This window comes from Streptomyces sp. NBC_01707 (assembly GCF_041438805.1).
Taxonomy (GTDB): domain Bacteria; phylum Actinomycetota; class Actinomycetes; order Streptomycetales; family Streptomycetaceae; genus Streptomyces.
Window position 1 is genome coordinate 1,302,501 of the sequence record NZ_CP109190.1, and the last position, 18,350, is coordinate 1,320,850.

18 protein-coding genes are annotated in these 18,350 nt (G+C 68.7%); 9 read left to right on the forward strand and 9 right to left on the reverse strand.

What is annotated here, in order from left to right; translation table 11 throughout:
* Window positions 1-177 precede the first annotated feature (177 nt).
* The 7 genes from OG963_RS06135 (at window position 178) to OG963_RS06165 (ending at window position 6,405) form a co-directional block, all read left to right on the forward strand.
* Window positions 178-1,455 (forward strand): family 16 glycosylhydrolase, encoded by a 1,278-nt coding sequence (locus OG963_RS06135; protein WP_371798612.1) that lies wholly within the window; start codon window positions 178-180, stop codon window positions 1,453-1,455.
* Window positions 1,452-2,846, forward strand: a complete 1,395-nt coding sequence (locus tag OG963_RS06140) for an RICIN domain-containing protein (RefSeq protein WP_371798613.1) — start codon at window positions 1,452-1,454, stop codon at window positions 2,844-2,846. The genes OG963_RS06135 and OG963_RS06140 overlap by 4 nt, the downstream gene beginning before the upstream one ends.
* Before the next feature lie 198 nt (window positions 2,847-3,044).
* Window positions 3,045-3,374 carry a deoxyxylulose-5-phosphate synthase gene (locus OG963_RS06145; protein WP_093929074.1) on the forward strand — a complete coding sequence of 110 codons (330 nt, stop codon included), beginning with the start codon at window positions 3,045-3,047 and terminating at the stop codon, window positions 3,372-3,374.
* A gap of 89 nt (window positions 3,375-3,463) precedes the next feature.
* Window positions 3,464-3,949, forward strand: a complete 486-nt coding sequence (locus OG963_RS06150) for a MarR family winged helix-turn-helix transcriptional regulator (protein WP_371798614.1) — start codon at window positions 3,464-3,466, stop codon at window positions 3,947-3,949.
* A gap of 89 nt (window positions 3,950-4,038) precedes the next feature.
* Window positions 4,039-5,526 (forward strand): MFS transporter, encoded by a 1,488-nt coding sequence (locus OG963_RS06155; protein ID WP_371798615.1) that lies wholly within the window; start codon window positions 4,039-4,041, stop codon window positions 5,524-5,526.
* Window positions 5,527-5,603: 77 nt separating this feature from the next.
* Window positions 5,604-6,113, forward strand: a complete 510-nt coding sequence (locus OG963_RS06160; RefSeq protein ID WP_371798616.1) for a pyridoxamine 5'-phosphate oxidase family protein — start codon at window positions 5,604-5,606, stop codon at window positions 6,111-6,113.
* Window positions 6,114-6,177: 64 nt separating this feature from the next.
* Window positions 6,178-6,405 (forward strand): hypothetical protein, encoded by a 228-nt coding sequence (locus OG963_RS06165; protein ID WP_093770606.1) that lies wholly within the window; start codon window positions 6,178-6,180, stop codon window positions 6,403-6,405.
* Window positions 6,406-6,645: 240 nt separating this feature from the next.
* Here the strand turns inward: OG963_RS06165 and OG963_RS06170 are convergent, their stop codons facing one another.
* Window positions 6,646-7,719, reverse strand: coding sequence for an enoyl-CoA hydratase/isomerase family protein (locus tag OG963_RS06170; protein WP_371798617.1), 1,074 nt, complete (start codon window positions 7,717-7,719; stop codon window positions 6,646-6,648).
* 258 nt (window positions 7,720-7,977) lie between these two features.
* Here OG963_RS06170 and OG963_RS06175 point away from each other — a divergent pair, with 258 nt between their 5' ends.
* A complete protein-coding gene (locus OG963_RS06175; protein ID WP_093770602.1) occupies window positions 7,978-10,182 on the forward strand; it encodes a SpoIIE family protein phosphatase in 2,205 nt (734 codons plus the stop codon).
* 97 nt (window positions 10,183-10,279) lie between these two features.
* Here the strand turns inward: OG963_RS06175 and OG963_RS06180 are convergent, their stop codons facing one another.
* From OG963_RS06180 to OG963_RS06205, 6 genes are all read right to left on the reverse strand, one after another.
* Window positions 10,280-10,906: an LAETG motif-containing sortase-dependent surface protein gene (locus OG963_RS06180; protein ID WP_093770600.1), complete on the reverse strand. Its 627-nt coding sequence runs from the start codon at window positions 10,904-10,906 to the stop codon at window positions 10,280-10,282.
* A 257-nt stretch (window positions 10,907-11,163) separates the two neighbouring features.
* On the reverse strand, window positions 11,164-11,652 hold the full coding sequence (locus OG963_RS06185) for a GNAT family N-acetyltransferase (protein ID WP_093770598.1): 489 nt from the start codon (window positions 11,650-11,652) through the stop codon (window positions 11,164-11,166).
* 39 nt (window positions 11,653-11,691) lie between these two features.
* Complete coding sequence (locus OG963_RS06190; RefSeq protein WP_093929076.1) at window positions 11,692-12,288, reverse strand: sugar O-acetyltransferase; 597 nt, start codon at window positions 12,286-12,288, stop codon at window positions 11,692-11,694.
* A gap of 46 nt (window positions 12,289-12,334) precedes the next feature.
* On the reverse strand, window positions 12,335-13,306 hold the full coding sequence (locus tag OG963_RS06195; protein WP_319739757.1) for a DUF6397 family protein: 972 nt from the start codon (window positions 13,304-13,306) through the stop codon (window positions 12,335-12,337).
* A gap of 137 nt (window positions 13,307-13,443) precedes the next feature.
* A complete protein-coding gene (locus OG963_RS06200) occupies window positions 13,444-13,857 on the reverse strand; it encodes a roadblock/LC7 domain-containing protein (protein WP_030932976.1) in 414 nt (137 codons plus the stop codon).
* 125 nt (window positions 13,858-13,982) lie between these two features.
* On the reverse strand, window positions 13,983-14,621 hold the full coding sequence (locus tag OG963_RS06205; RefSeq protein ID WP_319739758.1) for an ATP/GTP-binding protein: 639 nt from the start codon (window positions 14,619-14,621) through the stop codon (window positions 13,983-13,985).
* A 684-nt stretch (window positions 14,622-15,305) separates the two neighbouring features.
* Between OG963_RS06205 and OG963_RS06210 the strand changes: the two genes are divergently transcribed.
* Window positions 15,306-15,800: a GNAT family N-acetyltransferase gene (locus OG963_RS06210; protein ID WP_093770592.1), complete on the forward strand. Its 495-nt coding sequence runs from the start codon at window positions 15,306-15,308 to the stop codon at window positions 15,798-15,800.
* Window positions 15,801-15,838: 38 nt separating this feature from the next.
* Here the strand turns inward: OG963_RS06210 and OG963_RS06215 are convergent, their stop codons facing one another.
* The gene (locus OG963_RS06215) at window positions 15,839-17,329 is read right to left on the reverse strand and encodes an LCP family protein (RefSeq protein ID WP_371798618.1); all 1,491 of its coding nucleotides are present in this window, start codon (window positions 17,327-17,329) and stop codon (window positions 15,839-15,841) included.
* Between the two features lie 564 nt (window positions 17,330-17,893).
* On the reverse strand, window positions 17,894-18,328 hold the full coding sequence (locus tag OG963_RS06220) for a DUF742 domain-containing protein (protein WP_093772131.1): 435 nt from the start codon (window positions 18,326-18,328) through the stop codon (window positions 17,894-17,896).
* Between the last annotated feature and the right edge of the window lie 22 nt (window positions 18,329-18,350).

Here is an 18,350-nt window from a genome sequence, read left to right on the forward strand (position 1 = left end):
AGTCCTGAACACGTCGGTGGTGCGGTCCGTCAACAGAAGGTCCGTACCAGCTCCTTGACGCCCTCTCGTGCCAACACTTAAATCAAGAAATGAATTAAGCGTCGGGACCGAACGTCACCCGGGCGCCGGTTCACCGTGCAATCTGTCATGAGCATGCCCCCACCGTGAAGTGATGTGATGACTGTGCGAACCCCCAGACGGCGTCGGACGGCGCTGTACCTCGTTGCCCTGCTGTGCTGTTCCGGCGCGGTGACCGCCGCCGCCCCCGCGGGCGCCGCCCCTCTACCCGAACCGCGCGTCGCCGCCGCGGCCGCCGCGACAACGTTCTCCGACGACTTCAACGGTCCGGCCGGATCGGCGGTCGACGGCAGCAAGTGGCAGACGGAGACCGGCGACAACGTCAACAACCACGAGCGGCAGTACTACACGGCGGGCAACAGCAACGCCGCCCTCGACGGCCAGGGCAATCTCGTCATCACCGCCCGCAAGGACAACCCCGGCAACTACCAGTGCTGGTACGGCCGGTGCGAGTACACCTCCGCCCGGCTGAACACGGCCGGCAAGTTCACCTCGACGTATGGGCACGTCGAGACGAGGATGAAGATCCCGCGCGGTCAGGGCATGTGGCCCGCGTTCTGGATGCTCGGCGACGACCTCGGCAGCGTCGGCTGGCCCAACAGCGGCGAGATCGACATCATGGAGAACGTCGGCTTCGAGCCGGGCACTGTGCACGGCACCATCCACGGCCCCGGGTACTCCGGCTCCGGCGGCATCGGGGCCGGCTACTCCCTCCCCGGCGGCCAGGCGTTCGCCGACGCGTTCCACACCTTCGCGGTGGACTGGGCCCCCGACTCCATCACCTGGTCCGTGGACGGCAATGTCTACCAGCGGCGTACGCCGGCCGACCTCGGTGGCAAGAGCTGGGTGTTCAACAAGCCGTTCTTCATCATCATGAACCTCGCGGTCGGCGGCTACTGGCCCGGCGACCCCGACGGCAGCACCGCCTTCCCGCAACAGCTCGTCGTCGACTACGTGCACGTCACCACCAGTGACAGCGGATCCGGCGGTACGGGCGGCACCATCACGGGGCTGGGCGGCAAGTGCGTCGACGTGGCAGGTGCCTCCGCCGCCAACGGAACAGCGGTCCAGCTCTACGACTGCAACGGAACCGCCGCCCAGAAGTGGACCGTCGGCACCGACGGTACGATCCGCGCGCTCGGCAAGTGCCTCGACGTCAAGGACAACAGCACGGCCGACGGCGCCCAGCTTCAGCTCTGGGACTGCAACGGCGGAGCCAATCAGCGATGGGGGGTGTCCGGCGCCCGGGACATCGTGAATGTCCAGGCCGACAAGTGCATGGACGCCACCGGCAACTCCTCCGCCAACGGTACCCGGCTCCAGATCTGGACCTGCGCCGGAACCGCCAACCAGAAGTGGACGGTGAACGCCGCATGAGCCCCACCCCCGGCTCGCGCCGCCGCCTCGGCCCGCTCGCCCTCCCGGCAGCTCTCCTCCTGGCCGCCGGAGCCTCGCTCGTCACCCTGCCCGCCACGGCCAGTGCCGCGGCCACCGCCACCGGCGCTATCACCGGGCTGGGCGGCAAGTGCGTCGACGTGGCAGGTGCCTCCGCCGCCAACGGAACAGCGGTCCAGCTCTACGACTGCAACGGAACCGCCGCCCAGCAGTGGACCGTCGGCACCGACGGTACGATCCGCGCACTCGGCAAGTGCCTCGACGCCAAGGACAACGGCACCGCCAACGGCACGCAGCTCCAACTGTGGGACTGCGGCGGAGGAGCCAACCAGAAGTGGTCCGTCTCCGCGGCCCACGACATCGTGAACGCCCAGGCCGACAAGTGCATGGACGCCACCGGCAACTCCTCCGCCAACGGCACCCGGCTCCAGATCTGGACCTGCTCCGGAACCGCCAACCAGAAGTGGACCGCGCCTTCGGACGGCGGCACCCCCACGCCCGGTGGAACGATGGCCGTGGCACCGTACCTGTACAACGGCTGGGGCAGCCCGCCCAGCCCGACGACCGTCATGAACGCCACCGGCGTGAAGTGGTTCACCCTGGCGTTCGTGCTCAGCAACGGCTACTGCAACCCGCAGTGGGACGGCGGACGGCCCCTGACGGGTGGCGTCGACCAGCAGACCATCAACACCGTGCGCGGCGCCGGCGGGGACGTCATCCCGTCCTTCGGCGGCTGGAGCGGCAACAAGCTGGAGAGCTCCTGCTCCAGCGCGGGTGAGCTCGCCGCCGCGTATCAGAAGGTCATCAACGCGTACGGTCTCAAGGCGATCGACATCGACATCGAGGCGGACGCCTACAGCAACGCCACGGTCCAGCAACGCACGGTCGACGCGCTGAAGACCATCAAGGCCAACAACCCGGGCATCAAGGTGTACGTCACCTTCGGTACCGGCCAGAGCGGCCCCGACACCAGCCTGATCAACAGGGCCGCCTCCGCGGGGCTGACCGTCGACAGCTGGACGATAATGCCCTTCGACTTCGGCGGCGCCGGACAGAACATGGGCACGCTCACCACACGTGCCGCCGAGGGGCTGAAGAACGCGGTCAAGAGCGCGTACGGATACAGCGACGACCAGACGTACCGGTCGATCGGCATCTCGTCGATGAACGGCATCACCGACGACAACGAGACGGTGACGGTCGACGACTTCCGCACCATCCTCACCTACGCCCAGCAGCACCACCTGGCGCGGCTCACCTTCTGGTCGGTGAACCGTGACCGGCCCTGCACGGGCGGCGGAGCCGACACCTGTTCCGGCGTGAGCCAGCAGGCGTGGGACTACACGCGGGTGTTCGCCCAGTACACGGGATGACGTGACGCGGAGCGCAGGGGGCTGCCGGCCGGTCGCCCCCTGCGCTTCGGAGGCGACGTGGACCGTCCGCTCGACGCCGGTGCGAACCACCGGGCCGGGCGGGCGGTTCCGTGACTCCCCGCAACAGGCTGGGGTGCGCCCCGCCCGCCCTGACGAATATCCGTCGCCGCCGGGCCGGTCAGGGCCTACGCTCCCCGCATGTCCCACGCGAAGACCTCGTACGTCTGTCTGCCCTGCCGAGCCTCGTACAAGCAGCGCCGCACGGGAGACCACGACCGGATCTGCCCGCGTTGCACACAGCCGTTGATCCATGTCGGCTCGGCCTTCGCCGCACCCCGGCGTCGGGACACGGACGCCTGGCGCACTCTCTCGGTCCTGTTGCATGCGGGCATCCGCTTCCACAAGAGCTGCTGCGGCGGTCCCGGCTACCGTCCGCGCACCATGAGCGAGGTGCGCGAACGGATGGCGTACGCCCGCACCACCGGGGAATCGTTCGCCCGAGCACTGGTGCGTCGCAGCCTTCCATAGCCTGCCCGTGCCGTCGGCGGGGCCGGCCACCGGATAGGCCTGCTGCCGGATAATCCACCACGGACCGAATCGCGATTACCCTGGGCGGCATGACTGCCATGGCACCCGCCCGGACCGAACCGGACCTCTCCTTCCTGCTGGATCACACCAGCCATGTTCTGCGGACCCAGATGGCCGCGGCGCTCGCCGAGATCGGGCTCACGGCGCGCATGCACTGCGTCCTTGTCCACGCCTTGGAGGAGGAGCGGACCCAGATCCAGCTCGCCGAGATCGGCGACATGGACAAGACCACGATGGTCGTGACGGTCGACGCTCTGGAGAAGGCCGGCCTCGCCGAGCGCCGCCCGTCCAGCAGGGACCGCCGCGCACGGATCATCGCGGTGACCGAGAAGGGGGCACAGGTCGCCGAGGCCAGCCAGAGGCTTGTCGACGGGGTGCACGAGCGGGCACTCGGCTCTCTCCCCCAGGACGAGCGTGAGGTGCTGCTGCAAGCGATGAAGCGCCTGGTGGACGGGCATCTGGCCACTCCCTCCGAGAGCCCGCAGACGGTTCGCCGGGCTCGTCAGCGCGGGTAGCGGCCAGCAGATCGACCCGAAACAAATAGTCTGCAACAAAACCATCTGCTAACTTCTCTCCTGTCACCTCACCCGACAGGAGAGATCGCATGCACGCTCCTTCTGCTCGCCCCGCACCGACCCCTTCGTCCACGAGACCCGCCCTCACGACCCGCTCCCGCCGGTTGGCCCTCGGGGTGATCGCTACGGGGATGCTCATGATCATCCTCGACGGCTCCATCGTCACCGTGGCCATGCCGGCCATCCAGAACGATCTGGGGTTCACCCCGGCCGGACTGAGCTGGGTCGTCAACGCCTACCTGATCGCGTTCGGCAGCCTGCTGCTGCTCGCAGGACGGCTCGGCGACCTGCTCGGCCGCAAGCGCATGTTCCTGGCCGGCACCGCGGCGTTCACCGTCGCATCACTGCTGGCGGGCCTCGCCACCACGCCCGCGCTGCTCATCGCCGCCCGGTTCCTGCAGGGCATCGGCGGCGCGATGGCGTCCGCCGTCGGCCTGGGCATCCTCGTGACACTCTTCACCGAGCCCCGGGAACGCGCCCGCGCAATAGCCGTGTTCAGCTTCACCGGTGCGGCCGGTGCGTCGATCGGTCAAGTACTCGGCGGGGTCCTCACCGACGCCCTCAGCTGGCACTGGATCTTCTTCATCAACCTGCCGATCGGGCTCGCGGCTCTCGCCGTCGCCGTGGCCGTGCTGCCCACCGACCGCGGTCTCGGCCTCCGCGCCGGAGCCGACGTCATCGGGGCGGTCCTCGTCACCGCGGGGTTGATGCTGGCGATCTACACCGTCGTCAAGGTCGAGGACCACGGCTGGGCATCGGCTCATACGCTCGGTCTGGGCGCGGCGGCCGCCGTCCTGCTCGGCGCGTTCATCGCCCGCCAGGCCGGCGCCGGAACCCCGCTCCTCCCTCTGCGGATCCTGCGGTCGCGCACAGTCGCCGGTGCCAACCTGGTCCAACTCCTCATGGTCGCCGCACTGTTCTCGTTCCAGATTCTGGTCGCCCTCTATCTGCAGAAGGTCCTCGGTTACGGCTCGGCGCGGACCGGACTCGCCATGCTTCCCGCAGCCGCCGTCATCGGCATGGTGTCCCTGGGCATCTCGGCCCGCCTCAATGCGCGATTCGGCGAGCGACGCGTACTGCTGGCGGGACTCGTGCTGCTGGTCGGGGTGCTGGGGCTGCTGGCGCGCGTACCCGTCCATGCCCACTACCTCACCGATCTGCTTCCGGTGATGCTGCTCGCGGCCGGCTTCGGTCTCGCGCTCCCGGCGTTGACCTCGCTCGGCATGTCCGACGCGAAGGCCGATGACGCCGGGCTCGCGTCCGGGCTGTTCAACACCACCCAGCAGATCGGGATGGCCGTGGGCATCGCACTGCTGTCCACGCTGGCGGCCTCCCGGACCGACGAGCTGCTCGCGGAAGGACAGAGCGGGGCCGCAGCACTGACGGGCGGCTACCACCTGGCGTTCATGGTCGGCGCCGGCTTCCTCGTCGCCGCCTTCCTCGTCGCCCTCGCGGTACTGCGCCCGCAGCGTCCGAAGCCCCTCACCACCCCGGAGAGAGACGCGGCGACTGTCTGACCCACCCCTCCCCCTCCCCCTCCCCCTCCCCCTCCCCCTCCCCTTCCTCCCGACCGCCACCGACGAAAGGTCGCCTCATGAACGCGAACACCGACGAAACAGCGAAGGACGAGCAGCAGCCGGGCGCCGGGCCGGCACCGCGCGCGCTCACCGATGACGAGCTGTCACGAATTCTGCGCGATCAGCGGTTCGGAGTGCTCTCCTTCGTCAGGCGCAGCGGCCACCCACATCTGTCCACGGTGCTGTACGACTGGGATCCCGAGGAGCGCGTGATACGCATCTCCGCCACGGCCGACCGCCTGAAGGTGCGCCGGCTGCGAACCGCACCGCGGGCCGCCCTGCATGTACAGGGGCCGGATGCCTTCTCGTTCGCCGTCGCCGAAGGCGATGCGGAGGTCTCGGCGGCGACAGCCGTTCCCGGTGACGCGACCGGTCGTGAACTGCTCGCCATGACACCGGGGTTCGATGACACGGGGGAAGAATCCGCGTTCCTGGAACAGGTCGTGACTGACCGCCGCGTGGTGATCCGCATTCGGGTCTCCCGTCTCTACGGAACGGCCCTGGACGTCCCCGCAGCGCACTCCTGAACCGCGTTGTCAGACCCATGAGAGATGCTTGATGGTCCGACACCTCTGACCAGGAGATGCTGAAATGCACGATGACGAGCTCGCTGCGGCCCAGGCGTACGTCCGGTTACTGGAAGCGACTCGGGCAGCTCTCGCGGACCAGGACCAGGCGCCGCTGTACCTGTCGCTGCTCGCCTCCCCGATGGCCGAGGCCGACGGCGCGTTGCGGCGTGCGGGGCTCTGCGGGAACGAGGCCAGACTCTTCGATCTCGTACGGTCCCTTCAGCCGAGCATGTCCGGCAGCGGTCACTGACCGCCACGAGGGGCAGGCAGGCCGACGGAGGCGGTGCCGCGGCGAACGGTTCGCCCGCCGACGTCGACAGACGGATGCCTGACGAAGGTCCGCGGGACCAGGAAGCCACGCACACCGGTCTGCACATTCTGCGACGCCGGTGTGGCTGCGGTCTTCGTGCGCCGACCATGGCCGCGGCTTCACGGCACGAGCCGATGCCCTCACGACGTGAGCCCGTGCCCTCGCCGCCCGCCTCGTGCTTCAGCCCGTGGGCGACGCGTCGCGGGCGAGGCCGAGTTCACGGTCTCCCAGCGGCTCGAAGAAGCCCGCCACGTCCGCCGAGGAGACTTGGGCGAGCCGGGCCGGGCTCCACTGCGGGTTGCGGTCCTTGTCGATGATCTGGGCGCGCACGCCCTCCACCAGATCGGGCCGGGTGAAGGCGGCGCAGGAGACGCGGAACTCCTGGTCGAGCACCGCCTCCAGACTCCCCAGACGCCGTGCACCGCGTACCGAGGCGAGGGTCACCTTGAGTGCTGTGGGCGACTTGCTGAGAATCGTTTCGGCGGTCTCCTTCGCAGCGGGTACGCCGCAGGTCTGGAGACGGTCGACGATCTCCTCGACCGAGTCCGCCGCGTAGCAGGCGTCGATCCAGTCGCGGTGCGCGGCCAGTGCACCGACGGGCGGCGCCGTGGCATATCGCCGCACCGTCGCCACGATCTCGGCAGACGTCGTGCACCCGGCGAGATCCCGGGTGAGGTCCACCAGGTGCTCGGACGGGACGAAGTGGTCGGCAAGGCCGCACAGCAGCGCATCGCCCGCGCCGACCGCGTCCCCGGTGAGCGCCAGGTGGGTGCCCAGCTCGCCGGGTGCGGAGGCGAGGAGGTGGGTTCCACCGACGTCGGGCACAAAGCCGATGCCGGTCTCCGGCATGGCGACGCGTGAGCGTTCCGTGACGATACGGATGCTGCCGTGGGCGGATACCCCGACGCCGCCGCCCATCACGATGCCGTCCATGAGTGCGACGTACGGCTTGGGGAAGCGGGCGATACGGGCGTTGAGCCGGTACTCGTCGCGCCAGAAGCCCACCGATGTGCTGCCGCCCGCTCGGGCGTCCTCGTAGATGGCGCGAATATCACCCCCGGCGCACAGACCGCGCTCCCCTGCCCCACTCAGCAGCACTGCGGTGACCGAGTCGTCGCGTTCCGCCGCGGCGAGGGCTTCGTCGATGCGGAGCACCATGGTGTGGGTCAGCGCGTTGATCGCCCGGGGCCGGTTGAGCGTGATGTGCCGGATGTGGCCCTCGGTGTGCACCAGGACGGGGTCTTCGTTGTTCATGAGCGCGCTCCGGTCAGCCCCTGTGCCGTACCGCCCGCCGGTCACGGACGATCTTCCGCTGTTCATTGTGCGTGGTGGGCGGTGGGGCGGGGCAGCAGGGGGTGCCGGGGGCAGGGGGCGGTAAGGAGCGTCCGAGGCGCCGGGGCTGTCGTCCGCTGTGGCAGTCATCTGGAACCGGTTCGACAATTGAGGCGTATACGAGCACCGCACACAGGCCGCACTGCCCGCCAGTCCCGCCGGACGATCTCCGGAGCAGGAATGACCGACAATGACCGGAAGCCAGAATCCGACGACTCCCCCCGCGTGCAGCTCGACCGGCGCCACGACAGCGAGAGCGGGACGGCGGAGCGGCTCGCGCTGAACCGCACGGGCAGCTTCGAGTGGGATCTGGACTCGCGGACGCTGGACATCGACGTCGCCGGCCTGCTGGTCTTCGGAGTGGACCCGGACACCTTCACCCCTCGCCCGGGGGCCCTGCTGGAGCGTCTCGAACCGGTGGAGCGGACACGGCTGGAACTCGCGGCCGACGAGGCCATCCACGGCAGCCGCAACTCGTACAGCATCCACTTTCAGGTCCCGCTCGACGACGGCACGCACCAGTGGACCCATATCCAGGCCCGGGTCCTGCGCAGCGACGACGGACAGGCGCACCGGATCATCGGAGTCGTACGGGATGCGACCGCGGAGATCACCCATTCGGCGTTCGTGCTGGACCTGGAGAAACGCCGCCAGCGCCAGACCAGCATCGTTGAACGCACAACAAGTGCTATGTCGCGCGCGGTGACCGTGGACGATGTCACCGCCGCGCTCACCGGCCCGGGCGGACTCGCCAGGCTCGGCGCCGACGGGCTCGCACTCGCGCTGGTGGAGGGCAACGCGCTCAACGTCATCGCACTGAGCGGCGACGCTCCTGAGGCGATAACCGAGGTCGCCGCCAGAGATCTCGACCCTCGATTCCCGCTGGCCGACACCATCCTCAAAGGTCGCCCACGGTTCGCGACCTCGATCGGGGCACTCACCCGGCGCTACCCGGCGCTGGAGCCGTACGTGGACCGGTTGAGGTTCCGCGCCGCAGCGTATCTACCACTGGTCGCCCAGGCACGTACGCTGGGCGGGCTTGCGCTCTTCTACCAGGAGCGCACGGCCTTCAACGCCGACGAGCGCAATCTGTGTCTGGGGCTCGCGGCCATCGTTGCCCAGTCGCTGCAACGTGCGACCCTCTTCGACGAGGAGCGCGAATTCGCCACAGGGCTGCAGTCGGCGATGCTTCCCCGGGAGATCCAGGAGATCAAGGGCGGCGAGATCGCCGTGCGCTACCACGCCGCGTGGAGCGGGCGGCAGGTCGGCGGCGACTGGTATGACGTGATCCCCCTGCCCAAGAACCGGTTCGGCATCGTGGTGGGCGACGTCGAGGGCCACGACACCCACGCCGCCGCCATCATGGGCCAGCTACGGATCGCCCTGCGCGCGTACGCCGCCGAGGGGCACCCGCCGGCCACGGTGCTGGCTCGGGCCTCGCGGTTCCTCGCCGAACTGGACACGGATCGCTTCGCCACCTGTACGTACGCGCAGGTCGATCTCTCCTCGGGGACCGTGCGCATGGTCCGCGCAGGACACTTCGGTCCGCTGATCCGTCACACGGACGGACGGATCGGCCTTCCACAGGTGCGGGGCGGGCTGCCGTTGGGGATCTCCACCGCCTTCGAGGACGAGGAGTACCCGGAGACCCGTCTCGACCTGGTGCCCGGCGAAACGCTCGTCCTGTACACCGACGGCCTCGTGGAGGAGCCCGGAGCCGACATCGACGCGGGCGTCCGAGCGCTGGTCCACGAGGTGCGCGCCGGTCCCACTCGCGCGCAGGCCCTGGCCGACCATCTGTCCGACCGGCTCTGGGAGCGCTGGGGCGCGGGGGACGATGTCGCACTACTGGTGCTGCGGCGCAGTCCGGACCCGGGCTCGCCTCGAGCGCCGAGATTGCACCAGTACATCCACCAGGCGGATCCCGAGGGGCTCTCCGAAGCCCGGGCGATGGTGCGTCAGGCCCTGGAGGACTGGAACCTGGCCGAATTCGCCGACGACGCCGAACTGATCACCGGTGAACTGCTGGTGAATGTGCTGCTGCACACGGACGGCGGGGCAGTACTCACGCTGGAGGTTCTTCCGAAATCCGTCCGGCGGGTGCGGCTGTCGGTGCAGGACCGTTCCAGTGCCTGGCCGAGGCGGCGAACTCCTGGCGAAACGGCAACATCGGGACGCGGCCTGTTGCTCCTCGATGCCATCGCTGTCCGCTGGGGAATCGAGTCGCGCGGCGAAGGGAAGGCCGTCTGGTGCGAGATCGGACCATCGGCACCATCCGCCTCCACTGCCAGGGCCCGGAAGCCGACCCGGCCTGCGGGACCCGGTGCGGCTGTGAAGCCGCCCGACCCCGAGGAGTCCGCGGACCCTTCTGAGGGCCCGAGTTGAGGGGCACGCCGCCACGCGCGGCGTGATGCGGCACGCCCCTCGCCCCATGGTCCGTGGCGCGGTCCCGCGCTACGGACCAGCGGACCACTGAGCTACGTCAGTGCTGTGCGGTGCGACGCTTGCGCACGGACCACATGATGCCGCCACCGGCCAGCAGCACGGCGACAGCCGCACCACCGATGACGGGGGTGGCCGACGACGAACCCGTCTCGGCCAGGTCGGGCGAGCTGGGGCTCGGCGAGGCCGCGGCGGGCGCGGTCTCCGGGGAGCTCTCGCTCGGGGTGGCGCTCGGGGTGGGCGCCGCCGTGGTCGGCTCCTCGGCCGGCTTCGACTCGGACACCGTCGGCGTCGGCTTCGGGGTGTTGTCCGCGCACACCGGCGCCGTCTTGGTCTCGTCCTTCGAGAACCGGTCGCCGTCACCGGCCTTGACGACCAGGTGGACCGTCAGTTCCTTGTCGTGCTGAGGCAGCTCGAGCTTCTTGTGGAACTCCTTGCCGAACGTCTCGGTGGGCAGGAGGTCCTTTCCGTCGACGGTGACGGTCACCTGGTTGGTGACGCCACCGTTGTAGGCGGTCAGGTCAAGGCTCACATCAGTACAGGTCACGGCCCAGGTGGGGGTGTGAGCTGCGGCCGGTCCGGCGCAGAGGACCGCGCCGGTCAGGCCGGCAACCGCAACGGCCGCGTACGTTCCCGCGGCACGCCACGATCTCCTGGGTATGGTCATGGATTCTTCCTCCACATGTTTCATCGCCCGAATGGCGGTGGAGCGCACAGTACTGCCCCTCATAACTGTCCGCGCAACCGACCCATGCGCCACGCGAGGTCACAACTGTCACCACATCACCTCGGGTTGGTATATGCCGGACACTCCGCTGGTGCTGCGGCTCGTCGAGCGGTGGCGCGAAGTGAGCGTAGGGGCCGGTCCCGGAGCAGCCCGGGAAGCAGCAGCCCCGCCGACAGGCCGAAAAGCAGCCTCCCGAGTCAGAGCGCGCGATACATGATGTGCAGACCGACGAACCCGTGCTTCGGGTGATTGAACCCTTCGGGCAGGGTCCCCAGGACCTCGAACCCGAGTGAGCGGTAGAGCCGCACCGCATAGTGGTTGGTCTCCACGACGGCGTTGAACTGCATCGCCCGGAACCCTGCCGAGCGCGCCCACTCCACTGTGTACACGCACAGCGCCCGGCCGACTCCCTGACCGGAGTGCTCGGGGTCGACCATGTAGCTGGCGCTGGCGATATGCCCGCCGTTGCCCATATGGTTGTTGTTCATCTTCGCCGTACCGAGGACCGTCCCGTCGTCGTCGACCGCGACGACCGTACGGTTGGGCTCCTTCAGCAGCCACCAGTCCCGGGCGTCGTCCTCGCCCAGTTCGAGCGGATACGTGAACGTCTCCCCGGCGGCAACGATTTCGTGGAAGAACGGCCAGATGGCGGGCCAGTCCTCGGTGGTGGCTTCCCTGATCAGCATGAGGACACAATGCCGGTGCGGAGCGCCCTTCGCGAACCGTTATTCGTCACGCCCGGCGGACGCTTGCTCCCCCTCTCCCGGGTCGAGAGTACGAATGACTCGGGCGGGGCTGCCGACCGCCAGCACTCCCGACGGCAGGTCCTTGGTCACGACGGATCCCGCGCCGACGACGGTGTTCGCTCCGATGGTCACGCCGGGACAGACGATCACCCCGCCACCGAGCCATACGTTGTCCCCGATCGTCACGGGGTCCGCCTTCTCCCAGCCCGCACGGCGGCGCTCGGTGTCCAACTCATGGCTGGGGGTGAGAAGCTGCACGTTCGGGCCGATTTGTACGTCCGCACCGATCGTGATGGGCCCCGCGTCGAGAAACACCGCCCCGAAGTTGATGAATGTACGGGGGCCGATGGTGATACGAGAGCCGTAGTCGCAGTGGAACGGCGCGCGAATGTTGACATCCGCCCCTACCGCGCCGAGCAGCTCCCCCAGGATCTTGCGCCGTTCACCCGGCGTTGCCCGCGCCGCGGTGTTGTAGGCCTCGCAGAGTTCGATGCGCCGCTCGGTGTCCGCGCGCAGTTCGAGATCGTCCGCGATGTACCAGTCGCCGGCCAGCATTCGCCTCTTGTTCTCCCCCACGACTCACCTCTTTCCTTGCGTATCCATCGTGTCCGTCGTGTCCCGTTCATTCAACGGTCTTCGTCGGCACCCCGTTCCCCGTCGCCCTGCGCCCCGTGACCCGCCTTCGCAGACCGAGTCGGGTGAGCAGTCCGGGGGCGGGACCGAGCAGGGACTCAGTACCGGGATCGGCGACGGGAACGGGAACGGACCGATGGTCGTCTCCCGGACGCGGAGCCTGTCGCGACGCCCGTGCGCCGTCCAGCTCCATGATCAGATTGATCCTCCGCCAGAGGATCTCGTCCGGATCGTCGGCCTGCATCAACTGTGCCATGGCCTCACGAGCGGCGACGGAGCCGGGCGGCCCGAAGACCGGCTCGGGCCGGACCTTGGCGAGGTAGGCGCGCTCGTACGGATCGTCGACCACCTCCGCGAGCTGCACCGGATCCAGCACGCCGGCGAGCACTGCCGCGCGCCGCCAGGGATCCTCCGTCCGGCTCAGCAGCCGCTCGATCCGTTGTGCGCGCCAGTTGCGCGCCCGCCAGTCGGTGCCTGCATCCAGCCGGGCCCTCATCCAGGTCGGGCTGTTCCCGTTCAGCAATTGAGGGGCCCGGGCCGCGAAGTCAAGGACTTCCTGGGCGAGATAGAGCCAGACAACCGCTCGATACCGATTCAGATAGAACGTGACCGGCGTGATGCATCCAGCCCGGGCCAGTCTGGTGAACCGGACGGGACTGATACCGAGCAGGCGTGCCCCTTCGGCCGTGCCCACCGTACGAACCCGATCGCGCACCGCGTCCGGGAAGCCTGACTCCGGCCGGAGCCGGTCGATCTCCTCACGCCTCACCCTGGGCCTGCCGCCGGTCTGCTCCGCCGTGGTGCGCACGATGCCCAGGTGCACCGCGAGTTCGAATTCACCCCGCTTCAGACCCAGTTCCTGCGCCGCTCGTCCCGCAGCAGCCGTCCCGCCAGTGGTGTCGGCGGCAGCGGCCGCCTCGGCGCACAGCACCTCTGTACGCGCTGCTTCCGTAACAGCCATGGTCGTCCTCCCCCGTGAGGTTCCGCGAGTTCCGTAACGCTCTGTGATCACGGTATCTCGGAAGGAAGACTTTCGCCCGGCCTGTGGACAACCCTCACGGCCGGGCGAAAAGTGCAGGTCGGACGGGCTCCGTAAGGTCAGATACGGTTGACTCCTCCGTGACCGCCCTGTCGTGCGGTGACACCGAGATGTTCTCCGACCTTGTTCACCAGCAGCGTCATCTCGTACGCGACCTGACCGACGTCGGCCTCGGCCGCGGTCAGCACGCACAGACAGCTACCGTCTCCTGCGGCAGTCACGAAGAGGAGCGCCTCGTCGAACTCCACCATCGTCTGCCTCGCCTTGCCGGCCCGGAAGTGCCGTCCCGAGCCACGGGCGAGGCTGTGCAGCCCCGACGAAACCGCGGCGAGATGCTCGGCGTCCTCCCGCGCCAGCCCCGTACTCGCTCCCGTCACCAGGCCGTCGTTCGAAAGCACCAGGGCGTGCCGTATGTGCTCGACGCGGCCGGTGAGATCGTCAAGGAGCCAGTCAAGTCCCCTGTCCAGCGCCATTTCCCCGCTCCTCCCCGCTCATGCGTTCCCCGTACGTGTCCGCGTTCCCACGTTGCGCGTAAGCCTTGCGTACAGCTCACGTACGAGCAAGCGCCCTCCTCCATCCGCGAGTCGCACAGGAAGATTCAGCCCACCGAGTCGAGAAGCCGCGCCGTGTGCATCCGGCCGGCGTACTCGACCATGCGGATGAGGACCTCCTTGCCCGAGTCGCGGTCGCGTGCGTCGCACAGCACGACCGGTGTCCCCAGGTCGAGATCGAGGGCGCGGGACACTTCGCGCTCGCCGTAGGCGCGAGCTCCCGCGAAACAGTTGACGGCCACGACGAACGGGATCCTGCGATGCTCGAAGTAGTCGACGGCCGGGAAACAGTCTTCGAGCCTCCTGGTGTCGGCGAGCACGACCGCGCCGAGGGCCCCTTGGGAGAGTTCGTCCCAAAGGAACCAGAACCGGTCCTGCCCCGGTGTGCCGAAGAGGTACAGCGAGAGGCCGGACCGGATGGTGATGCGCCCGAAATCCATGGCCACGGTCGTGGTGGTCTTCTGATCCACCCCGTCCGTGTCGTCGACCGACTGTCCGGCCTCGCTGAGGAGTTCCTCCGTGCGCAGCGGCCGGATCTCACTGACCGCGCCGACGAGTGTCGTCTTGCCGACCCCGAAGCCTCCGGCGACCAATATCTTCAGCGCGAGAGCGTCGGTCTCCGCGGCTTGTGCAGCCGATCCCTGGACCGTCTCTCCGCCCGTTCTGTCAGCGTCCTCGGAAGACATCGATCACTTCTCTCACCCGTGAGCCTCAATATGGAAAAGTGCAGATCAGAGCCATCTTGACGGGCTCGGTTCGGTATCTGTGGGCTGCGGTACGGGTGACAGCATGGCAAGCGGTGGCCCCACCCCGAGCAACGTGATCGGATTTTGACCGGAGTGGCCGGACAGAGACCACTCGGTGTTCGTATGAGATCACTGTTTGAGCCGAATTGGAGCCGGGTTCCAGCCAGACCTGAACCCGGCGTGGTTGTGCGGTCGGGTGCGGGGCCTTCCCGTGGCACCTTGCCGTCGGCGAGCCGGCATCTGACGAAACCGAATTCCGCCGGTCTCGCGCGATCGCGGTGCGAGGGCTGCGTCCGGTGTATGTGGTGGCCGATCCCGACGTGGTGACGGTCGTACGCCTCATGGTCCGCCAGCTCGCAGCACGGGTCGGAAACGCAGCCGTGCAGCGCGTGCGCTCCGTGACCTCGGTGCCGGAAAGCAGCGCAACCGCAGGATCCTGCCGCACCGGCCCGGGGTGACTCCGCTTCTTCGGCGCAGGGGCGATTCGTTCGTGGGGCCAGTGGGCGCAACTATCGGTGTCCTGCTGGCGTCGCTCGAATTCCTGTTGTCTGCCATGGTGCTCGAGCTGTACGCGTATGAGCAGAGAGCGGCCCGTAACCGCCGGCCGCAGAACAGGAGATGTTCATGAGCCTGCAGCACATCGACGTGTGCGTGCGTCGCGCGACCCTCGACGATGTGCCCGCTCTGGTGCGGATGCGAGCGCTGATGCTGTCGGACATGGGAATGCAGACCGGCGACGCCGACGCGCCATGGCGTGCGGCATCGGCGCTGTGGTTCTCCGAGCGCCTGCGGCTGCCGGACGAGTTCGCCGCGTTCCTGGTCGTCGATCCCGAGATCGGCGTCGTCGCGAGTGCGGTTGGTGCGTGCGATGCGCACGCGCCCAGCCCGGCCAATCCCAGCGGACTGCACGGTCACATCTCCAATGTCAGTACCGATCCACGCCGTCGACGCCGCGGGTACGCCCGGGCGTGCCTCGACGCGTTGCTCACCTGGTTCCGTGAGGAGACCCCGGTCACGGTCGTCGATCTCAATGCCACCGGCGACGGCGCCGGTCTGTACGAGTCGTTCGGCTTCGCGGCGCCGCGACACCCTGCGCTGCAGCTCCGTACGAGGGCGTGACGCCCGCAGTTCCGCAAGGGTCGAGGGAGCCGGGCCGGTCAGCCGTAGGAGAGGTCGGCGCACAGGTCTTCGTCGGCTGACCTGACTCCGCCGCCGGTGGACGGAGCGGCACCGGGCGTCGTGGTCGCGGCGGGCGACGGATTCTGTGCGTACGAGCTGCCGAGGATCACTCGGATGCCCGGGGAGTCCGACGCCGTGATCCGCGCTCCGGTGAAGAGCCGCGCGGTGGTCTCCGCCCCACTCCGGAGGCCCGGCCCGTATTCGACGACGGTCGACGTGTGGTCCTGGGTGCTCGCGGTCGCCGTAAGGGTGACGGTGAAGCCGTGGACGCGCAGGAGTTCGGCAGCGCGGGCCGCGAGTCCGGTGACGGTGGTGCCGTTGTAGACGGCCAGGCTGATGCCCGTGCCGGAGACCGCGGCCGGGGCGGCGGTAGTCGGTGACGCCTCAACCGGCCCCGTGCCGTCACGGCCGCTCCTGCCCTTGCCGCCGGCGCCTTGGCCGTCGATCGCCCGGTCGGCCTTGAGCGCCGCCCACAGCGCGTCGGCCTCCGGCTCGACGATCGCGACGCGCGCACCCTCGTAGCGCCAAGGGACCGTGACGAACTTGGTGTTGCGCAGATCGATGTTCTTCATCGACATGGCGAACGACAGCAGCCGGTCGGCCGATCCGAGGCCGGGGTCGACGGTCATCGCGTCGGTGGCCGCGTTGGCGAGCGGCAGCAGGGTGGTGGGGTTCATGCCCCGGGACTTGACCTTCTTGATGAGGGAGCCGATGAAGGCCTGCTGGCGTTTGATCCGTCCGATGTCGGAGCCGTCGCCGATGCCGTGCCGGATCCGGACGTAGTCGAGCGCACGCTGCCCGGAGACGGTCTGCGGGCCCTTGGCGAAGACCAGGGTTCCTCGTGTGGGCCGGTTCGGGCTGAGGTCGCGCTCGTAGATGTCCTGCGGCAGACAGACCGGGACTCCGCCGACAGCCGACGTCAGGGCGGCGAATCCGGAGAAGTCCACCACGATGGTGTGGTCGACGCGCAGGCCTGTGAGCTGTTCCACGGTGTTCTGGGTGCAGGCCGGGTTGCCCTCAGCGGTGTCGCCCACCGAGAACGCCCCGTTGAACATGACGTGGTGCTGCGGTGCGGTCCAGTCGCCGTCGGGCGTCTTGCACGCGGGGATGTCGACGAGGGAGTCACGAGGAATGGACACGGCGACCGCGTGCCGGCGATCGCCGTACACATGGAGCAGGAAGGCGGTGTCGGAGCGGCCCACGGTGCCCTTGCCGCCGCCCAGCTTCCTGTTGGCGCCGGAGCGTGAATCCGATCCGATGACGAGGACGTTCTGCCCGTTCGCCGAGGAGGGTGGCCGGTCGTCGGAGATCCCGTCCGCGCTGAAGGTGTCGATCTGGCCGGTCAGCTTGAGGTAGCCCCAGCCGACGCCGGCGACGAGCAGGATGAGGATCGACATCCCCATGGTCGCGGTGCGTCGCAGCCGACTGCCCTGTCGTAAGCCTGCCGCCACCTTGTGGCTGCCCGTCATCGGTCACCTCGTCCGTCCGGCGTTCCGCCTTCCACGGAGGAAGACGTACGCCCCCGCCCCAACGTTGCACAGTTGCGCAATCCGACAAGTGTCGCTGTGCAAGTGGATCAGCGGATCCGCCCACAGCCGTCCGGATCCACCGACTCCGGAACATCGGACGGAAGGGGGAACGGAGGAGCTGCGCAACGGCCTTGAACCCTGGCACCTCTTGATTGTCGCGGTTGCACTCGTCGCGCTGCCCGGATCGGAGAAACTGCCGGACTCGGCCAGGATTCGCGGCATGCCCATGCGGATCCCAAAAAGGTCAGGCAAAGGCCTTGAACGATGATGAATCCTAGTGAACCGGGCACGGAGTGCCGTGCCCGGGCTGACCGTGGTGACGGTCGGGACGGACTGGGACGTGTGGACGACGGGTGAGGGCGAAGTCTTCGGAGAACTGTGCGGGCGCGGGGCGGAGTGGCGGTTCCCCGCGGTGGGCCAGGGCTGCGCACAAGGCCCTGCCGGTGTCCCGTCCGGAACCGGCGTCCATGTCGGGCCTCTCGGGCCGCCGGCCGGAGCGGTGGTTCAGAGCGCCCGCAGTCCGTTGATCACCTCGCGAAGGATCCGCTCGTCGGGCAGTTGTGCGGGCGGTACGGGTCGGCTGACCCGCACATAGCCGGCTTCGAGCAGATCCCCGAGGAGTACGCGGACGACACCGACGGGGAGATCGGCGTCGGCCGAGAGTTCCGCGACGGACTGGGTCTCGGAGCGGCACAGGGCGAGCAGGGCGCGGTGTTCGGGGCCCAGCAGGCACTCCTCGGAGCTGTCCGGCGCGCTGTCGGCGACGGCGACGAGTGCGATCAGATCGAAGTGCGCCCCGTTGGGACCCGGTTCGGTCCGTCCGCCCGTCATGGCGTACGGGCGGACCAGGGGCCCGGCTTCGGCGTCGTACCACTGGCTGCCCGGCATTTCGGGCGGGTCCGGGAGGCGCTGGGAGCCTCCCGGACCCTTGCTGGTCATGTCCACTGCTGTCTCCGCCCTT

Bases quoted from the DNA above. Each gene is read 5' to 3' on its own strand.
- OG963_RS06135 (WP_371798612.1), top strand. From the start codon at position 178: ATGACTGTGCGAACCCCCAGACGGCGTCGGACGGCGCTGTACCTCGTT.
- OG963_RS06140 (WP_371798613.1), top strand. From the start codon at position 1,452: ATGAGCCCCACCCCCGGCTCGCGCCGCCGCCTCGGCCCGCTCGCCCTC.
- OG963_RS06145 (WP_093929074.1), top strand. From the start codon at position 3,045: ATGTCCCACGCGAAGACCTCGTACGTCTGTCTGCCCTGCCGAGCCTCG.
- OG963_RS06150 (WP_371798614.1), top strand. From the start codon at position 3,464: ATGACTGCCATGGCACCCGCCCGGACCGAACCGGACCTCTCCTTCCTG.
- OG963_RS06155 (WP_371798615.1), top strand. From the start codon at position 4,039: ATGCACGCTCCTTCTGCTCGCCCCGCACCGACCCCTTCGTCCACGAGA.
- OG963_RS06160 (WP_371798616.1), top strand. From the start codon at position 5,604: ATGAACGCGAACACCGACGAAACAGCGAAGGACGAGCAGCAGCCGGGC.
- OG963_RS06165 (WP_093770606.1), top strand. From the start codon at position 6,178: ATGCACGATGACGAGCTCGCTGCGGCCCAGGCGTACGTCCGGTTACTG.
- OG963_RS06170 (WP_371798617.1), bottom strand. From the start codon at position 7,719: ATGAACAACGAAGACCCCGTCCTGGTGCACACCGAGGGCCACATCCGG.
- OG963_RS06175 (WP_093770602.1), top strand. From the start codon at position 7,978: ATGACCGACAATGACCGGAAGCCAGAATCCGACGACTCCCCCCGCGTG.
- OG963_RS06180 (WP_093770600.1), bottom strand. From the start codon at position 10,906: ATGACCATACCCAGGAGATCGTGGCGTGCCGCGGGAACGTACGCGGCC.
- OG963_RS06185 (WP_093770598.1), bottom strand. From the start codon at position 11,652: ATGCTGATCAGGGAAGCCACCACCGAGGACTGGCCCGCCATCTGGCCG.
- OG963_RS06195 (WP_319739757.1), bottom strand. From the start codon at position 13,306: ATGGCTGTTACGGAAGCAGCGCGTACAGAGGTGCTGTGCGCCGAGGCG.
- OG963_RS06200 (WP_030932976.1), bottom strand. From the start codon at position 13,857: ATGGCGCTGGACAGGGGACTTGACTGGCTCCTTGACGATCTCACCGGC.
- OG963_RS06205 (WP_319739758.1), bottom strand. From the start codon at position 14,621: ATGTCTTCCGAGGACGCTGACAGAACGGGCGGAGAGACGGTCCAGGGA.
- OG963_RS06210 (WP_093770592.1), top strand. From the start codon at position 15,306: ATGAGCCTGCAGCACATCGACGTGTGCGTGCGTCGCGCGACCCTCGAC.
- OG963_RS06215 (WP_371798618.1), bottom strand. From the start codon at position 17,329: ATGACGGGCAGCCACAAGGTGGCGGCAGGCTTACGACAGGGCAGTCGG.
- OG963_RS06220 (WP_093772131.1), bottom strand. From the start codon at position 18,328: ATGACCAGCAAGGGTCCGGGAGGCTCCCAGCGCCTCCCGGACCCGCCC.